Annotated in this window: 11 protein-coding genes; 3 read left to right on the forward strand and 8 right to left on the reverse strand. The window is 70.2% G+C overall.

Annotation, left to right across the window (positions count from 1 at the left end):
- Nucleotides 1-1,069, forward strand: a 1,069-nt coding sequence (gene sucB / locus Q7F20_RS14165; RefSeq protein ID WP_305740719.1) for a 2-oxoglutarate dehydrogenase, E2 component, dihydrolipoamide succinyltransferase, incomplete at its 5' end; no start/stop codon positions are given.
- Nucleotides 1,070-1,146: 77 nt separating this feature from the next.
- On the opposite strand, the gene Q7F20_RS14170 is transcribed toward sucB, so the two are convergent.
- Nucleotides 1,147-1,935 carry a hypothetical protein gene (locus Q7F20_RS14170; protein WP_305740720.1) on the reverse strand — a complete coding sequence of 263 codons (789 nt, stop codon included), beginning with the start codon at nt 1,933-1,935 and terminating at the stop codon, nt 1,147-1,149.
- 126 nt (nt 1,936-2,061) lie between these two features.
- Here Q7F20_RS14170 and Q7F20_RS14175 point away from each other — a divergent pair, with 126 nt between their 5' ends.
- The gene (locus tag Q7F20_RS14175) at nt 2,062-2,790 is read left to right on the forward strand and encodes a DUF4191 family protein (RefSeq protein WP_305740721.1); all 729 of its coding nucleotides are present in this window, start codon (nt 2,062-2,064) and stop codon (nt 2,788-2,790) included.
- A 224-nt stretch (nt 2,791-3,014) separates the two neighbouring features.
- Here Q7F20_RS14175 and Q7F20_RS14180 read toward each other — a convergent pair whose 3' ends face one another.
- Nucleotides 3,015-3,482 carry an RDD family protein gene (locus Q7F20_RS14180; RefSeq protein ID WP_305740722.1) on the reverse strand — a complete coding sequence of 156 codons (468 nt, stop codon included), beginning with the start codon at nt 3,480-3,482 and terminating at the stop codon, nt 3,015-3,017.
- A gap of 141 nt (nt 3,483-3,623) precedes the next feature.
- Between Q7F20_RS14180 and glnA (Q7F20_RS14185) the strand changes: the two genes are divergently transcribed.
- A complete protein-coding gene (gene glnA, locus Q7F20_RS14185; RefSeq protein ID WP_305740723.1) occupies nt 3,624-5,048 on the forward strand; it encodes a type I glutamate--ammonia ligase in 1,425 nt (474 codons plus the stop codon).
- 430 nt (nt 5,049-5,478) lie between these two features.
- Here glnA (Q7F20_RS14185) and Q7F20_RS14190 read toward each other — a convergent pair whose 3' ends face one another.
- From Q7F20_RS14190 to Q7F20_RS14215, 6 genes are all read right to left on the reverse strand, one after another.
- A complete protein-coding gene (locus Q7F20_RS14190) occupies nt 5,479-6,897 on the reverse strand; it encodes a UDP-glucose/GDP-mannose dehydrogenase family protein (RefSeq protein WP_305740724.1) in 1,419 nt (472 codons plus the stop codon).
- The gene (locus Q7F20_RS14195; protein WP_305740725.1) at nt 6,894-8,459 is read right to left on the reverse strand and encodes a glycoside hydrolase family 26 protein; all 1,566 of its coding nucleotides are present in this window, start codon (nt 8,457-8,459) and stop codon (nt 6,894-6,896) included. The genes Q7F20_RS14190 and Q7F20_RS14195 overlap by 4 nt, the downstream gene beginning before the upstream one ends.
- Nucleotides 8,452-10,038: a glycosyltransferase family 2 protein gene (locus Q7F20_RS14200; RefSeq protein ID WP_305740726.1), complete on the reverse strand. Its 1,587-nt coding sequence runs from the start codon at nt 10,036-10,038 to the stop codon at nt 8,452-8,454. Before Q7F20_RS14200 ends, Q7F20_RS14195 begins: the two co-directional genes overlap by 8 nt.
- A gap of 504 nt (nt 10,039-10,542) precedes the next feature.
- Nucleotides 10,543-13,515: a bifunctional [glutamine synthetase] adenylyltransferase/[glutamine synthetase]-adenylyl-L-tyrosine phosphorylase gene (locus Q7F20_RS14205; protein WP_305740727.1), complete on the reverse strand. Its 2,973-nt coding sequence runs from the start codon at nt 13,513-13,515 to the stop codon at nt 10,543-10,545.
- A 22-nt stretch (nt 13,516-13,537) separates the two neighbouring features.
- A complete protein-coding gene (gene glnA / locus Q7F20_RS14210; protein WP_305740728.1) occupies nt 13,538-14,875 on the reverse strand; it encodes a type I glutamate--ammonia ligase in 1,338 nt (445 codons plus the stop codon).
- Nucleotides 14,876-14,911: 36 nt separating this feature from the next.
- Nucleotides 14,912-15,091: an SPOR domain-containing protein gene (locus tag Q7F20_RS14215; protein WP_305740729.1), complete on the reverse strand. Its 180-nt coding sequence runs from the start codon at nt 15,089-15,091 to the stop codon at nt 14,912-14,914.
- Between the last annotated feature and the right edge of the window lie 72 nt (nt 15,092-15,163).

Below are 15,163 nucleotides of genomic sequence, written 5' to 3' on the forward strand. Positions count from 1 at the left end.
CGCTCCGGTGCCGCAGGCTGCCCCGGTGCCGCCGCCCGCAGCCGCCCCGCCGGCAGCGGTCCCGGCTCCGGCCGCCGTTCCGGCTCCGGCAGCCGCCGCGGGCGGTTCGTCGGCCAGCGCATCGGTGCCGAACCCGACGCAGGACGCCTCGGCCACCGGCTACGTGACCCCCCTCGTGCGCAAGCTCGCGAACGAGCAGGGCGTCGACCTGTCGACCGTCACCGGCTCCGGTGTCGGCGGACGCATCCGCAAGGAGGACGTCCTCGCCGCCGCTGAGGCTGCGGCGAAGGCACCGGCCACCGGTGGTTCCGCCGCCGCGGCACCGGCCGGCCCGTTCGTCGCCGAGGTCTCGCCGCTGCGCGGCACCCGCGAGAAGATGACCCGCCTCCGCAAGGTGGTCGCCGAGCGCGCCGTGCAGTCGATGACGTCGACCGCGCAGCTCACCAGCGTCGTCGAGGTGGACGTGACGAAGGTCGCGCAGTTCCGTGACGCACACAAGGCCGAGTTCCTCGAGAAGACCGGTTCGAAGCTCTCCTTCATGCCGTTCTTCGCCCTTGCGGCGTCCGAGGCGCTCAAGGCCCACCCGAAGATCAACTCGACGGTCGAGGGCGAGGAGATCGTCTACCCGGAGACCGAGAACGTCTCGATCGCGGTGGACACCGAGCGCGGCCTGCTCACTCCGGTGATCAAGGACGCCGCCTCGCTGAACCTGGCGCAGTTCTCGCAGTCGATCGCTGACCTCGCCGAGCGCACGCGCAACAACCAGCTCAAGCCGGACGAGCTCGCGGGCGGCACGTTCACGTTGACCAACACCGGTTCGCGCGGCGCGCTGTTCGACACCCCGGTCGTGTTCCTCCCGCAGTCGGCGATCCTCGGCACGGGCATCGTGACGAAGCGTCCGGCGGTCGTGAAGGTCGACGGGCAAGAGGCCATCGCGATCCGTTCGTTCGTCTACCTCGCGTTGTCGTACGACCACCGGATCATCGACGGTGCGGACGCGTCGCGGTACCTCGTCGCGGTGAAGAACCGCCTCGAAGAGGGCAACTTCGGCCCGAACCTCGGGTACTGAGTCCCGGCGTTCCCGGTCAGGACGGCCCCGATCCCACTGTGGATCGGGGCCGTTCCCGCTGATGGCCGACCATGTACTCAGCCGATCGTGAAGACCGTCGCCGCGGTCACGCCGGCCGCCACCACGATCCCCACCAGCGCACGCCGGAGTGGCAGTCGTCTCCCGCCGCCGAGCGGGATGCCCTGCTCGACGACTCCGCGCAGCGCCGTCCCGAGCGAACCGGACGACCCCGCCACCGCCGCTGGGCCGTCCGGCAGGCCGACGAACAGGTCGTCCGACGGCCGCTCCCACCGGATCGGTCGCGGGGCCGCTGCACCCCGGACCACCGACAACGCCGTCCGCACCGTCGCCGTGTCCCCGTCGAGCGCCTCGGCGAGGACCGCGTCCACAGCGGGTCGGTCCGCCGCCCGGGCATCGGTCCGCTCCCACACGAGACGGGCTGCGAGGACCAGGACCCTGGCGCCGCTCTGGTCCGATCGACGGACACCGTCCGACGCGGGTGGGCGGTCGCACAGCACGATGGCGCCCGCATCGTCCACGAGGACGTCGTCGAGCCCTGCCGAGCCGATCTGCAGCGCACCCGACCGCTCGGCCAGGGCGAGCTCGAGCATCGGCACGGTGAGCGTCACGGCGACGCCCGTGGTCGGTGTGCCGAGCGTGTCGAGCGCCGCGGAGAGCGCGCTCCCCACCGGCCGGAGGACGTCGGCCGCGAGCCGTCCGTCCGCCAGCCGACCGACGTCGACGACCGGGGCGAGGTGCCGCGCTGCGGGATCGGTGGCGGCGGCAGCACGGTCGGCGACCCACGCGAGGAACGGGTGCTCGTCGGCCACCGCGTGCCACCGGGCGTGATCGGAGATCGTCTGCATGCGGTCAGCCTGGCCGATCCGGCACCGCGGTCGGCGGCTCGGACTCCGGACTGTGGAGAACGGTGTTCGCCCACAGCCGGACCACCGACGGTCCTCGGACGCCGACACAGGCCGTATCCTGGTCGCATGGCACGCAGCAGTTCTCAAGGTACGACGGCGAAGGAGCCGGGTCGTCTCAAGCAGATGTACCAGGTCTTCACGATGACCCGTCGGGCGGACCCGAGCTCCGTCTGGTGGTTCGCCCTGGCGTTCGTCGTCCCGGTGGTGCTGGGAGTCCTGCTCGCCCTGCTGCTGCCCGGCCAGAACTGGCTCGCGATCATCCTCTGGATCGTCGCGGGTGTGCTGCTCGGCGTCCTCCTCTTCCTGATCGTCCTCGGACGCCTCGCCGAGCGTGCTGCCTACTCGCAGATCGAGGGGCAGCCCGGAGCCGTCGGTGCCGTGCTGTCGAACTCGCTCCGCCGGCAGTGGCGCTCGAGCGAGATGCCCGTCGCGGTGCACGGTCGCTCGCAGGCCGCCGTCTACCGAGCCGTGGGCACCCCGGGCGTCGTCCTCATCACCGAGGGGCAGCGCGGCAACCTCAACCGGCAGGTCGACGAAGAGCGCCGCAAGGTCCAGCGCATCGTCCCGAACGTCCCGGTGCACGTCGTGCACGTGGCGAGCGGCACGGACGGCGACGGTGACGACTCCGTGACGCTGCACAAGCTCCCCCGCGCCATGAACAAGTTCAAGAAGGCGCTCAACCGCAACGAGGTCCTGGCGGTCGCGAACCGGCTCGACTCGCTCACGCAGAGCCCGGCCGCGGCGATCCCCAAGGGGATGGACCCGATGCGGGCCCGCGCGGGACGTCCGCGCTGACGGACTCCCCCACAGACCACGAACGCCCCCGACCGTGCCAGGTCGGGGGCGTTCTGCGTGCGGGTGCGGGTGCGGGTGCCTCGCGGCGTCGCGGCCTCGCACCGTGCGAGGTACGCGTTGCAGTGTGCGAGGTTCCGCGCAGTGTGGGACGGCTCGCGGCTCCCACCGAGGACGGAACCTCGCACCATGCAGCCCCCACCGCCGCGCGCCCCGCGCCGCGCGCGTCAGCGCCGCACCAGCACCGTCCCCGCGATCCGGTCGTGCGCCCCACGGCTGTCGCGGTCGATGATCAGCGCCGGCACGACCAGGCACAGCAGGAGCGTCCGCACCACCGGCCGCCAGACCCCGACGTAGCCCCCACGCAGGGGGACGACCCGCAGGCCGACGCAGATGTGGCCGAACGACCCCGACAGCAGGCAGATGAACAGGATCTGCAACGCGGCGAAGATCGCGATCTGGATCCACGAGTGTGCGATGTCCCCCGAGCCGTGCAGCGGCGACCACACACCGGTCACGTAGGCCACCAGGTCGGCCAGCGCCCCGTCGATGAGCAACGCCACGATCCGGCGTCCGATGCGCCCGACGCTGCGGGGCCCCTCCTCGGGCAGACCGAGGTCCTTGCCCGGCCATCCGTCGGGATGCGACGAACCCCCGGAGGACGACGCGGACGACGGGCTGGTGCTGCGGGACATACCACCAGCGTAGGCGAACCGGTCGACGTAACACGGACGAAACAATCCAGTCATGTCCGGGAAACTCGGTGTCAATAGCCTCGTCGGAGGGTGCCGAGAAGGACCCTCCGACATCACCCAACCCATTGGAGATCGGCCCACATGTTCAGCGATTCCTCCGAGGTCCTGGCCTTCATCAAGGACACCGACGTCAAGTTCCTCGACATCCGGTTCACGGACCTCCCGGGTGTGCAGCAGCACTTCAACATCCCGGCCTCCACCGTCGACGAGGACTTCTTCTCGGTCGGCCAGCTCTTCGACGGCTCCTCGATCCGCGGCTTCGCGTCGATCCACGAGTCGGACATGCAGCTCATCCCCGACGTGACGACGGCGTACATCGACCAGTTCCGCGCCGAGCGCACGCTGATCATGATCTTCGACATCTACAACCCGCGGAACGGCGAGATCTACGGCCGCGACCCGCGCCAGGTCGCCAAGAAGGCGGAGAAGTACCTCGCGTCGACGGGCATCGCGGACACCGCGTTCTTCGCCCCCGAGGCCGAGTTCTACATCTTCGACGACGTCCGCTACTCGGTCACGCAGAACAAGTCCTTCTACTCGGTCGACTCCGAAGAGGGCGCGTGGAACACCGGCCGCGAGGAAGAGGGCGGCAACCTCGCCAACAAGACCCCGTACAAGGGCGGCTACTTCCCGGTCTCCCCGGTCGACAAGACGGCGGACCTCCGCGACGACATCACCCTGAAGCTGATCGAGGCGGGCTTCGAACTCGAGCGCTCGCACCACGAGGTGGGCACCGGCGGCCAGCAGGAGATCAACTACAAGTTCGACACGATGGTCCACGCCGCGGACGACATCCTCAAGTTCAAGTACATCGTCAAGAACACCGCCGACCAGTGGGGCAAGGTCGCGACGTTCATGCCGAAGCCGCTCTTCGGCGACAACGGCTCGGGCATGCACACGCACCAGTCGCTGTGGAACGACGGCAAGCCGCTCTTCTACGACGAGAACGGCTACGGCGGCCTGTCGGACATCGCCCGCTGGTACATCGGCGGCATCCTCAAGCACGCTCCGGCGCTGCTCGCGTTCACGAACCCGTCGATCAACTCCTACCACCGTCTGGTGAAGGGCTTCGAGGCGCCGGTCAACCTGGTCTACTCGGCCGGCAACCGCTCCGCCGCGATCCGCATCCCGATCACGGGCACGAACCCGAAGGCCAAGCGCATCGAGTTCCGCGCGCCGGACGCCTCGGGCAACCCCTACCTCGCGTTCGCCGCGCAGCTGATGGCGGGCCTCGACGGCATCCAGAACCGCATCGAGCCGCACGAGCCGGTCGACAAGGACCTGTACGAGCTCCCGCCCGAGGAGGCGAAGGGCATCCCCCAGGTCCCCGGCTCGCTCGACGAGGCGCTCGAGGCCCTCGAGGCGGACCACGAGTTCCTCACGAAGGGCAACGTCTTCACCGAGGACCTCATCCAGACCTGGATCGACTACAAGCGCGAGAACGAGATCCTCCCGCTCGCACAGCGCCCGCACCCGTTCGAGTACGAGCTGTACTTCGGCGTCTGACGCGCCACACGCCACGAACGCCCCCGCACCGGTCTCCGGCGCGGGGGCGTTCCGCTGTGCCGAGCCTCGGCAGGGCGGACAGTGCGCGGTGCGCAGCACCGCGGGGGTGTCCGTACGGCCGAGTCTCGCCTGCGGGCTGCGGCAGGCGCCGTGGACGTGCCTGCCTGGAGGCGCGGCGCACGCCCGGCGGGCCGGAACCGCGCCTCCAGGCGGTCACCTCGCACGTTCCTTCCCATGGCACGCGCACTGCCATGACGAATCGGGCGTACCTGGCAGGAACTTCCGACCAGGTACGCCCGATTCGACCAGGTACGCCCGAACGCGCAAGGTACCCCGGGAGCGCCAGGTACCCCGGGAGCACGGTGAGCCGGGTGCACGAGAACGGGGCCCGTGCCGCCCCGGCACAGACCCCGCTTCCGCGTCCACGTGACTAGCGCGCAGTGGCCACCGCGTCGTTCGTCCCCGCAGCGACGCTCACGGGTGCACCCGTGACCGGAGTGGGCCGTCCCAGGGAACGGACGGTCCATCCCGCCTTGACCCAGTCGGCGACCGGGAGGCAGTTGCGGGCGTCGATCACCGTGCGACGCCCAACGATCGAGGCGAGGGCGGCGGGGTCGGCGGCGATGACCTCGTCCCACTCGGTGAGGACGAGCACGACGTCGGCGTCCTCGATCGCTCCCTCCATCGACGACGAGTAGGTCAGCGTCGGGAAGGAGCGACGTGCGGTCTCCATAGCCTCCGGGTCCCACAGCGTGACCTGGGCGCCGCGGAGGTGCAGCGCGGCGGCGACGTTGAGCGCCGGCGAGTCGCGGACGTCGTCGGTGAGGGGCTTGAACGCCGCCCCGACCACGGCCACGCGACGGTTCAGCACGGAGCCGCCGAGCGCGTCGATCGTCATGTCGATCACGCGTTCGCGCTGCCCCATGTTGATCTCGTCGACCTGCTGCATGAGACCCACGACGCGGCCGGCGCCGAGCTCGTTCGCGCGGTGCATGAGCGCGCGGATGTCCTTCGGCAGGCAGCCACCGCCGAAACCGAGGCCCGCATTGAGGAACTTCCGGCCGATCCGGGCGTCGTGCCCGAGGGCGTCCGCGAGGGTCGACACGTCGGCTCCGGTGATGGCGCACATCTCGGAGATCGCGTTGATGAACGAGATCTTCGTGGCGAGGAACGCGTTGGCGCTGACCTTCACGAGCTCCGCCGTGGCGAGGTCGGTCGTGATGACCGGGGTGCCCTCGGCGATGGGTGCGGCGTAGACCTCGCGGATGACGGCGTCGGCCGATGCCGAGGCACCGCCCCAGACCAACCGGTCCGGGTGCAGGGTGTCGTCGACGGCCTTGCCCTCGCGCAGGAACTCGGGGTTCCAGATGAGTTCGGCGTCGATGCCCGACGGCGCGAACTCACGCACGATGCCGCGGAGCCGCTCGGCCGTGCCCACCGGGACGGTCGACTTCCCGACGATGAGGCCCGGGTGGGTGAGGTTCTCGGCGACGCCGCGGGTGGCGTTCTCGACGTAGGTGAGGTTCGCGGCGTGCGACCCGGCGCGCTGCGGGGTGCCGACGCAGACGAAGTGGACGTCCGCGGCGGCCACGGCTTCGGGGAGCGAGGCCGTGAAGCGGAGCTTGCCGCTGGCGACGTGCTTCGTGATGAGCTCGGGCAGGCCGGGCTCGTAGAACGGGACCTCGCCGGCCGACAACGCTGCGAGCTTGGCCGGGTCGACGTCCACGCCGATGGTCTCGAAGCCCATCTCGGCCATGGCGGCCGCGTGGGTGGCGCCGAGGTAGCCGGTGCCGATGACGCTGATGACGGGTGCCGGACGGGAGTCTGCGGTCTTCTTCTGAGCGGTCACTGCTTGACCTCCTGCAGGTCGTAGTCGGTGTCGGTCCGCGCGATGCCGTCGACGAAGGCCTGGAGGCTGTCGGCGCGGGAGTTGAGTCGCCAGTCGTTGGTGGTCCTGGTGCCGTCGACGATGGTCGTGGCGGTCTCGCTGAAGTACGAGAAGCCGATGACGTCGTCGTTCGCGGGGTCGGCGAGTCCGTCGAACAGCGAGGTCATCCACTTCGCCTTCTGCCCGTTGCTCACGGACGTGCCGGTCTCGGTTGCGCCGATCTCGCTGAGGAGGATCTTCTTGTCCGGCGCGATCTGCCGGAGCTGGGCGAGCGTCTTGCCGAAGGTGTTGCCGAAGGTCGGCGTTTCGGAGGCGGTGCGGTAGTAGCCGCTCATGCCGACCCAGTCGACGTACTTCGACTCCGGGTAGTACTCACGCAGGTAGTCGAGCTGCATGTACTTGTCGTTGCCGAGCTTGTCGATGCGGCTCGGAGCCCAGTTCCAGATGACGTACTGGTTCGCACCGTTGGCTTGGAAGACGTCGTGCACGTGCTGCCACATCGCGACGTAGGAGCCGGCGGCGTTCTGCTGGGCGGTCCCCTCGGACCAGTTGTACCAGGAGCCGTTCATCTCGTGGTCGAGCCGGATGACCATGGGCTGCTTGTTGGCGGCCAGGGCCTTCGCGTACTTCGTGAGGTACGCGTCGAACTTGCCGGAGATGATGTCCTGGTTCGTGTAGCCCGGGACGTACTTCGCGTCGTTGCCCGTCTTCGCGGGCGCGGACTCCCAGGTCATGAGCGGCAGGCGGCCGTTCGCCCACGAGCGCTGGACGGCGGAGGCGTTGAAGTCCTGGTCGAAGCCCTGGAAGAACCCGGTCATGTTCGTCGCCTTGCCGACCTGCTGCGACACCTCGTCGTACTCGGCCCAGTTGAAGGGCGACTGCGCCGTGTAGAGGCCGTACCAGCGCGTGGGCTGGGCCATGATCTGCGCCTTGGTCGGCACGGACACGGGGGTGGTCGGGTCCTTCGAGGGGCCGCCGTTCGGGTTCGTCACGCCGTGGTTGCCGGAGCCGCCGCCCTGGCCGCCTCCGGAGCCGGAACCGTTGCCGGTGCCCGAGCCGCCGGTGCCGCCCGCCCCGGAACCGGTGTCACCCGATCCGGAGCCGGCCCCGTCGCTCCCGGAGCCCGAACCGTCGGAGGAGGCCGCGCCTCCCGAGCCGGCCGCCTTCGCCGCCCCGAGGTCGGACTGCAGCGACGCGATCTGCGCCTTGAGCTGGGCGATCTGGTCGGCGCGCGAGCCGGCCTGCGCGGTCGAGGAGTCGAGCTTGCCCTCGAGCGCCCAGATCTCCTTCTGAGCGGCCGTGAGCTTCGTCTGGAGCTCGGCGGCCGAGATCTTCTTCTTCGGTGGCGTCACGCCGAGCGCCTGGTGGACCGCGGTCGAGACCGAGCCGGCCGGGGAGACCCAGACGTTCCAGGTGATCAGACCGAGGACGAGGACGATCGCGGTCGTCCCCACCGCGGTGAGTCGTGCGTGCTTGCTGGACTGGGCCCACCAGGCACCTGAGGAGCGGATGAGGTCAGACAATGAGGAAGGCCTCCAGGGCGAAGACGGCGAAGCCGATGCAGTACGGGATCGCTGCGTACGGGTTGTACCGACGGACGCGTGCCGGGGCGGGGGCCGCCGTCGCCTGGGCCGCAGTGGCTGCCGAGCGGCGGGTCGCGAGCACCGTCGCGGTGGAGTTGGTGGTGGCGTCCGGGCCGAACAGGTCGTCGAACGCCCGGTCGACGGCGCGCTGGTCGTCGCCGTAGGCGGTTCCACCGGCCGGGGTCGGGGCAGCCGCGTCGATCGGACTCACCGGGGTCTGGGTGGCGCCGGCCGAGGGCTGCACGGCGTCCGCCGGGTCCTCCTCCATCGGTCCGCCGGCGTAGGCACCGGCACGGGTCCCCCAGCCGGACGCGTGCGCCAGGCGGAAGAAGCCGATGAGCCGGATCGGCATGAGGAAGAACGTCGACACGATGATGAACATCGGCAGGCGGAAGAAGTCGCTCGGCTTCTCGGCGAGGTGCCGCATCTGCCGGATCGCCATGCTGAGCACGGACGAGACCACCATGAGCGCGGCGACGTAGACGAAGCCGGTCGAGAAGCCGTACTGCTGCAGGATCCCCTGGTAGAGGTTCTCGCCCTGGCCGGTGAAGGCGCGGTAGATCCAGCCGGCGATCACGCCGAACAGCATGAACGGCAGGATGATGTCGGTGAGGAAGAACACCGCGAGGATCGGCGCGTGGCCGAGCATCCACGGGAGCATCCGGAGCGTGTTGTACTGCGAGCCACGGGCCCAGCGGAGCTGCTGCTTGAAGAGCTTCTTCACCTGGAGCGGGGCGTCCGTGTAGACCAGCGAGGTGTACTGGTAGACGGTCCGGTACCCCTCCTTCAGCGTGAGGTTCGTCAGCGTGCGGTCGTCGGAGACCTCGAGGAAGACGCCCATGAACTTCTCGTGCATGAACTTGTCCATCACGCGGACGAGGATGTCGCGGCGGAAGGCGATCGTGCGCCCGGGCAGGCAGCCGATCTGGCCGAGCACGCTCTGTGCGGGCATCGAGTACAGCGCGCGGGAGTTCTCGCGCCAGTCCGCCCAGCGGGTGATCCAGCTGCGAGTCGGCTCGAGGATGCGCTGGCGCGTCGTCACACCGCCCACCGAGGCGTCGGCGAACGGCTTGAGCAGTTCCTCGAGGGTGCCGGGCGTCCACACCGTGTCCGAGTCGACGAGCACGGTGATGTCGCCGTTGGACATCTCGGTGCCGACCTTGACGGCGTTGCGCTTGCCGGGGATCGGCGTGTGGGTCCAGCGGACGAGTGGGGCGAACTCGTCGCAGACCGCTTCGAGGGCCTCGTTGCGGGCGCCGTTGATGACGACGATGATCTCGCCGGGACGCTGCTCGACCATGCGGCCGATCACGTCGCGGAAGAGGTCGAGCGGCTCGTCCACGACGGGGACGACGACGCTGGTGGTTCCGGTGTAGGTGCCGGTGTAGGGGCGGTAGCGGGCGGACAGGACGACCTTGAGCAGCCAGAGCAGCCAGATCACCGCGGAGTACACGGCGAACAGGTAGAACTCGGGGTGCCCTTCGACCATCTGCCGGATCTGCAGAATGAAGGTGAACATCGATCCCTGCTTCAACGTTCGAGGTGGAGATTCCGCGTCGTTGGGGAATCAGGGTCGGTTCGGGTGGACCCATTGATGCAGAACCGTGACCGAGCGCGCAACGCGACCCCCGTCCGGGGGCGTTACGAACGCGTTACGGGGTACACCGTGGTCCCCCTCGGGTCGGGACGGTCGTGTCCGCACTGGTGCTGACAGCACTCCGGTGGACCGCGTTCACCCTGCTACTCACCCGGTACGGGCGGCGAGCAGTCAAGGAGGCGCACCCCGATCGACACCGAAAGCCCCGGTCAGCACATGGTTGCCGGGCGCGCCGTGCGCAGCTCCGACTGTCGCCGGACCTCGTCCTGCTCCGCCGGATCACGGCCCGGTAACGGACAGCGCGGGCCTGCCGGTCGGGGTACACACATGTGACGGCGGGGGACGCGTCGTGTTACGGGGAATTCACTTCCGAGGACATGTCAACATGGTGCGAAAAACGTCATCTCGGGCGTGTCGCGCCCCGCGTCAGGCGCCGTAGAACTCGCGCTCGAACACCTGCCGTGCCCGCCGGGTGACGCCGAGGTAGTCCTCCTCGAGCTCCGAGGCGGACCCCGGCGGGTACTCCATGAGGCGTGCGATCCCCTCGAGCTGGACGCGGTCGACGGGCAGCACGTCGGTCGTCCTGCCCGACCAGAGGACGAGCGCGCTGCGGGTCCGCGAGGCGAAGCGCCAGGCGGCACCGAGCCGCTCGGCGTCGTCCGGCGCGACGAGTCCGGCGTCGCGGGCGGCGTCGAGGGCCCCGAGCGTCGACGTCGTCCGGAGGCCCGGGATCGTCAGGGCGTGCTGCAGCTGGAGGAGCTGGACGAACCACTCCACGTCGCTCAGCGACCCACGGCCGAGCTTGAGGTGCCGGGCCGGGTCCGCTCCGCGCGGCAGACGCTCGGACTCGACGCGGGCCTTGATGCGACGCACCTCGCGCACCTGCTGGTCGTCGATGTGCTCCGGGTAGCGCGTGCGGTCGGCGAGGTGCTCGAAGTCGCGGAGGAGCTGCGCGTCCCCGACCGCGCCGCGTGCCCGGAGCAGCGCCTGGGCCTCCCACGTGAGCGACCAGCGCGCGTAGTACGCGCCGTAGGAGTCGAGCGTGCGGACCACGGGGCCGTTCTTGCCCTCGGGTCGCAGGTCGATGTCGAGGTCGAACGGGTGGATCGCGTCGTCGGTCAGCCGGGCGAGCTCCCGCACGATGGTCTGCGCCGCCCGTGATGCCTGCTCCGGGGGGACGTCCTCGGTCGCCCGGTACACGTAGAGGACGTCGGCGTCCGAGCCGAAGCCGAGTTCGCGGCCGCCGTACCGCCCCATCGCGATGACGCCGAACTCCAGGCCCGCCGGGGCGCTCCGTCGGGCGAGCGTGAGGGCACCGGCCAGGGTCGACTCCGTGACGTCGCTCAGCGCCGGGCCGAGGGCGTCCACGTCGAGGTACCCGAGCACGGCCGCCATCCCGAGGCGGAGCGTCTCACGCCGCCTGGCCGACCGGACCAGGGCGGCAGCGCCGTCGACGTCGTCCCCGTGCCGCGCCGTCGTCGCCGTGACCTCGGCCAGCAGCGACTCGATCGGCCGGGGACGCAGCAGCGTGTCCGGCTCGTCGAGCCACGCCACCGCCTCGGGGAAGCGTTCGAGCAGGCCGGACAGGAACGCCGACTCGGACAGGACCGTCGTGAGCGAGTGCGCAGCCCCGGACGAGTCGCGCAGCATGCGGAGGAACCAGCTCGACTCCCCCAGGGTGTCGCTCAACCGACGGAAGGCCAGGAGCGCCCGGTCCGGTGCCGGCCCCTCGGCCATCCAGCGCAGGAGCACCGGCAGCAGGTTCCGCTGGATCGCGGCGCGGCGGCTCGTGCCCTGTGTCAGGGCCCGGATGTGGCTGAGCGCGCCGGCGGGGTCCGCGAAGCCGATGGCACCGAGGCGGTCCACCGCCTGGTCGCTCGTGAGCACGATGTCGCCGTCGCTCGCGGCCACCGCGGAGAGCAGCGGTCGGTAGAACAGCCGCTCGTGCAGTCCGCGGACCTCGAGCTTCACCGCGCGCCACCGGGTCTCGAGCGCGGCCGCGGACCGTGCGAGGCCGGTCGACCGTGCGAGGACACGCAGCTCGTCCTCGTCGGAGGGCATCAGGTGGGTGCGCTGCAGGCGTCGGAGCTGTATGCGGTGCTCGAGCAGGCGCAGCAGGGCGTAGTCCGGGCCGAAGCGCGCGGCCTCGGCACGACCGACGTACCCGGCGTCCGTGAGCGCGTCCATCGCCTCGAGCGTCGACCGAACTCGCACGGTCTCGTCGTCGCGGCCGTGCACGAGCTGCAGGAGCTGCACCGTGAACTCGACGTCGCGCAGACCGCCGGGACCGAGCTTGAGCTGCCGGTCGACCTCGGCGTCGGGGATGTTGTCCGTGACCCGCTGCCGCATACGCTGCACGGACTCGACGAACCCGGGTCGCTGCGCCGACCTCCACACGAACCCGGCGACGGCTGCGGCGTACCGCTCCCCCAGGTCGACCGAACCGGCGATCGGTCGCGCCTTGAGCAGGGCCTGGAACTCCCATTCCTTGGCCCAGCGCTCGTAGTAGGCGACATGCGAGTCGAGCGTCCGGACGAGCGCGCCGTCCTTGCCCTCCGGCCGGAGGTTCGCGTCGACCTCCCACAGCGCCGGTTCGGCTGCGAGGTCGGTGATGGCGTGCGTGGCAGCGATCGCCAGCCGTGTGGCGATGAGCACGGCCCGGTCCGTCCCGACACCCGTGCCGGCCTCGTCGTCACGGGTCGGTTCGGTCACGAAGATGACGTCGACGTCACTGACGTAGTTGAGCTCGCGGGCCCCGGCCTTGCCCATCGCGATGACCGCGAGCGGCGTCTGCTCGACGTCGGCCGCCGGGAACGGAACCTCGCGCCGGGCGACGTCGACGGCGGCTTCGAGCGCCGCGCCTGCGAGGTCGGCCAGCCCGGCCGCGACGGCGGGGAAGGCCCGCATCGGCGCGGCGTTCAGGACGTCGAACAGCGCGATCTGGGCCAGGTGCCGGCGGTAGCGCACCCGGAGCCGGAGCCGTGCGTCCTCACCCGTCGCTCCGTCGATCGCGCCGAGCAAGGACTCGGTGTACTCCTGCTGGGACCACGGCGCCGTGACGGGCGCCAGCAGCAGGTCGATCTCCGCCGGGCGACGGTGCAGGAACTCACCGAGCCCGACCGACGCCCCGAGCAGTCGCACGAGACGCTCGGTGGCGGCCTCGTCCGCGAGGACCGGACGCAGCTCGTCCGGCGCGCGCTCGAGCAGCCGCTCGAGCGCGCGGAGTGCGCCGTCGGGATCCGCCGTGGACTCCCAGAGGGCCGGGGACCCGCTCGCCGGCACCTGCAGGTCGGGGCCGAACCGCGCCTCCAGGTCGGCGATGCGTTCCAGGCTCTCCGACAGCTCCGCGAAGCCCAGGCGGGCCAACTCGGAACGCGACGTCGTCGTCCGACCGGTCATGTGGTGCGTGCCCCCGGTGCCGTCAGAGCGCGCCGAGGTTCGTGTCGAGCTCGAAGGGCGTCACCTGGTCGCGGTAGGCCTTCCACTCCTGCCGCTTGTTCAGCAGCACGAAGTTGAAGACCTGCTCGCCGAGGGTCTCCGCCACGAGTTCCGAGTCCTCCATGAGGCTCAGGGCGTGGTCGAGGCTCGCCGGGAGCTGGCTGTACCCGAGCGCACGGCGCTCGGAGTCGGAGAGGCTCCAGACGTTGTCCTCGGCCTCGGGCGGGAGCTCGTAGCCCTCGTCGATGCCCTTGAGCCCCGCCGCGAGCAGGAGCGAGTAGGCGAGGTACGGGTTCGCCGCCGAGTCGATGCCGCGGTACTCGATGCGGGCGGACTGGCCCTTGTTCGGCTTGTACAGCGGGACGCGCACCAGGGCCGAGCGGTTGTTGTGGCCCCAGGTGACGAACGACGGGGCCTCGTCGCCGCCCCACAGTCGCTTGTACGAGTTCACGAACTGGTTCGTCACCGCGGTGATCTCGGGCGCGTGCTTGAGGACGCCGGCGATGAAGTGCTTCGCCGTGTCGGACAGCTGGTACTGGCCGCCCGCCTCGTAGAAGGCGTTCTGGTCCCCCTCGAACAGCGACACGTGGGTGTGCATGCCCGAACCGGGCTGGCCCGAGAGCGGCTTCGGCATGAAGGTCGCGTAGACGCCCTGTTCGATCGCCACTTCCTTCACGACGGTGCGGAAGGTCATGATGTTGTCCGCCATCGTCAGCGCGTCGGCGTACCGGAGGTCGATCTCGTTCTGGCCGGGGCCGGCCTCGTGGTGGGAGAACTCGACCGAGATGCCGAGGTCCTCGAGCATCCGGACCGAGCGGCGACGGAAGTCGTGCGCGCTGCCACCGGGGACGTTGTCGAAGTAGCCGGCCTGGTCGACGGGCTGCGGGCCGCCGTCCTTCCACTCGCGGCTCTTCAGCAGGTAGAACTCGATCTCGGGGTGCGTGTAGAACGTGAAGCCGCGCTCGCTCGCCTTCGCCAGCGTGCGCTTGAGCACGTTGCGCGGGTCGGCAACGGCGGGCTGCCCGTCCGGCGTCGTGATGTCGCAGAACATCCGCGCCGTGGGGTCGATCTCGCCGCGCCACGGGAGGATCTGGAACGTCGACGGGTCCGGGTGGGCCAGGACGTCCGCCTCGTACGAGCGCGTGAGGCCCTCGATCGCGGAGCCGTCGAACCCGATCCCCTCGGCGAACGCGCCCTCGACCTCGGCCGGGGCGATCGCCACGGACTTCAGGGTCCCGATGACGTCCGTGAACCAGAGTCGGATGAACTTGATGCCCCGCTCCTCGATGGTGCGGAGCACGAAGTCCGTCTGCTTGTCCATTGACGCCCTTTCCGTGGTGCAGCTGGGATCCTCAGCCTATTGGTCTTCGTCGTCCCACCGCTCGTTGTTCGCCTTGATCCGGTCCAGGGCGTGTTGCGCCTCGTCACGCGTGGCGAACGGGCCGATCCGGTCGCGCTGCGGCGACTGCGGGCCCTGCTCGACCGTGTGCGTCTTCTCGTTGAACCACCACTGGGACTCGATGCGTTCGTCACTCATGCCGCCACCGTACCCACGTGCGGCGGCCGCGGCGCGGCGCGCCGGGCCTCGGCCGGACCGGGCGGGCTGGGC

The sequence above is a fragment of the Curtobacterium sp. A7_M15 genome (genome assembly GCF_030705415.1).
Lineage (GTDB): Bacteria > Actinomycetota > Actinomycetes > Actinomycetales > Microbacteriaceae > Curtobacterium.

What these genes read in the sequence shown, in the direction of transcription:
- glnA (WP_305740728.1), bottom strand. Translation starts at nt 14,875, where the DNA reads ATGGACAAGCAGACGGACTTCGTGCTCCGCACCATCGAGGAGCGGGGC.
- Q7F20_RS14205 (WP_305740727.1), bottom strand. Translation starts at nt 13,515, where the DNA reads ATGACCGGTCGGACGACGACGTCGCGTTCCGAGTTGGCCCGCCTGGGC.
- Q7F20_RS14170 (WP_305740720.1), bottom strand. Translation starts at nt 1,935, where the DNA reads ATGCAGACGATCTCCGATCACGCCCGGTGGCACGCGGTGGCCGACGAG.
- Q7F20_RS14175 (WP_305740721.1), top strand. Translation starts at nt 2,062, where the DNA reads ATGGCACGCAGCAGTTCTCAAGGTACGACGGCGAAGGAGCCGGGTCGT.
- Q7F20_RS14180 (WP_305740722.1), bottom strand. Translation starts at nt 3,482, where the DNA reads ATGTCCCGCAGCACCAGCCCGTCGTCCGCGTCGTCCTCCGGGGGTTCG.
- Q7F20_RS14215 (WP_305740729.1), bottom strand. Translation starts at nt 15,091, where the DNA reads ATGAGTGACGAACGCATCGAGTCCCAGTGGTGGTTCAACGAGAAGACG.
- Q7F20_RS14200 (WP_305740726.1), bottom strand. Translation starts at nt 10,038, where the DNA reads ATGTTCACCTTCATTCTGCAGATCCGGCAGATGGTCGAAGGGCACCCC.
- glnA (WP_305740723.1), top strand. Translation starts at nt 3,624, where the DNA reads ATGTTCAGCGATTCCTCCGAGGTCCTGGCCTTCATCAAGGACACCGAC.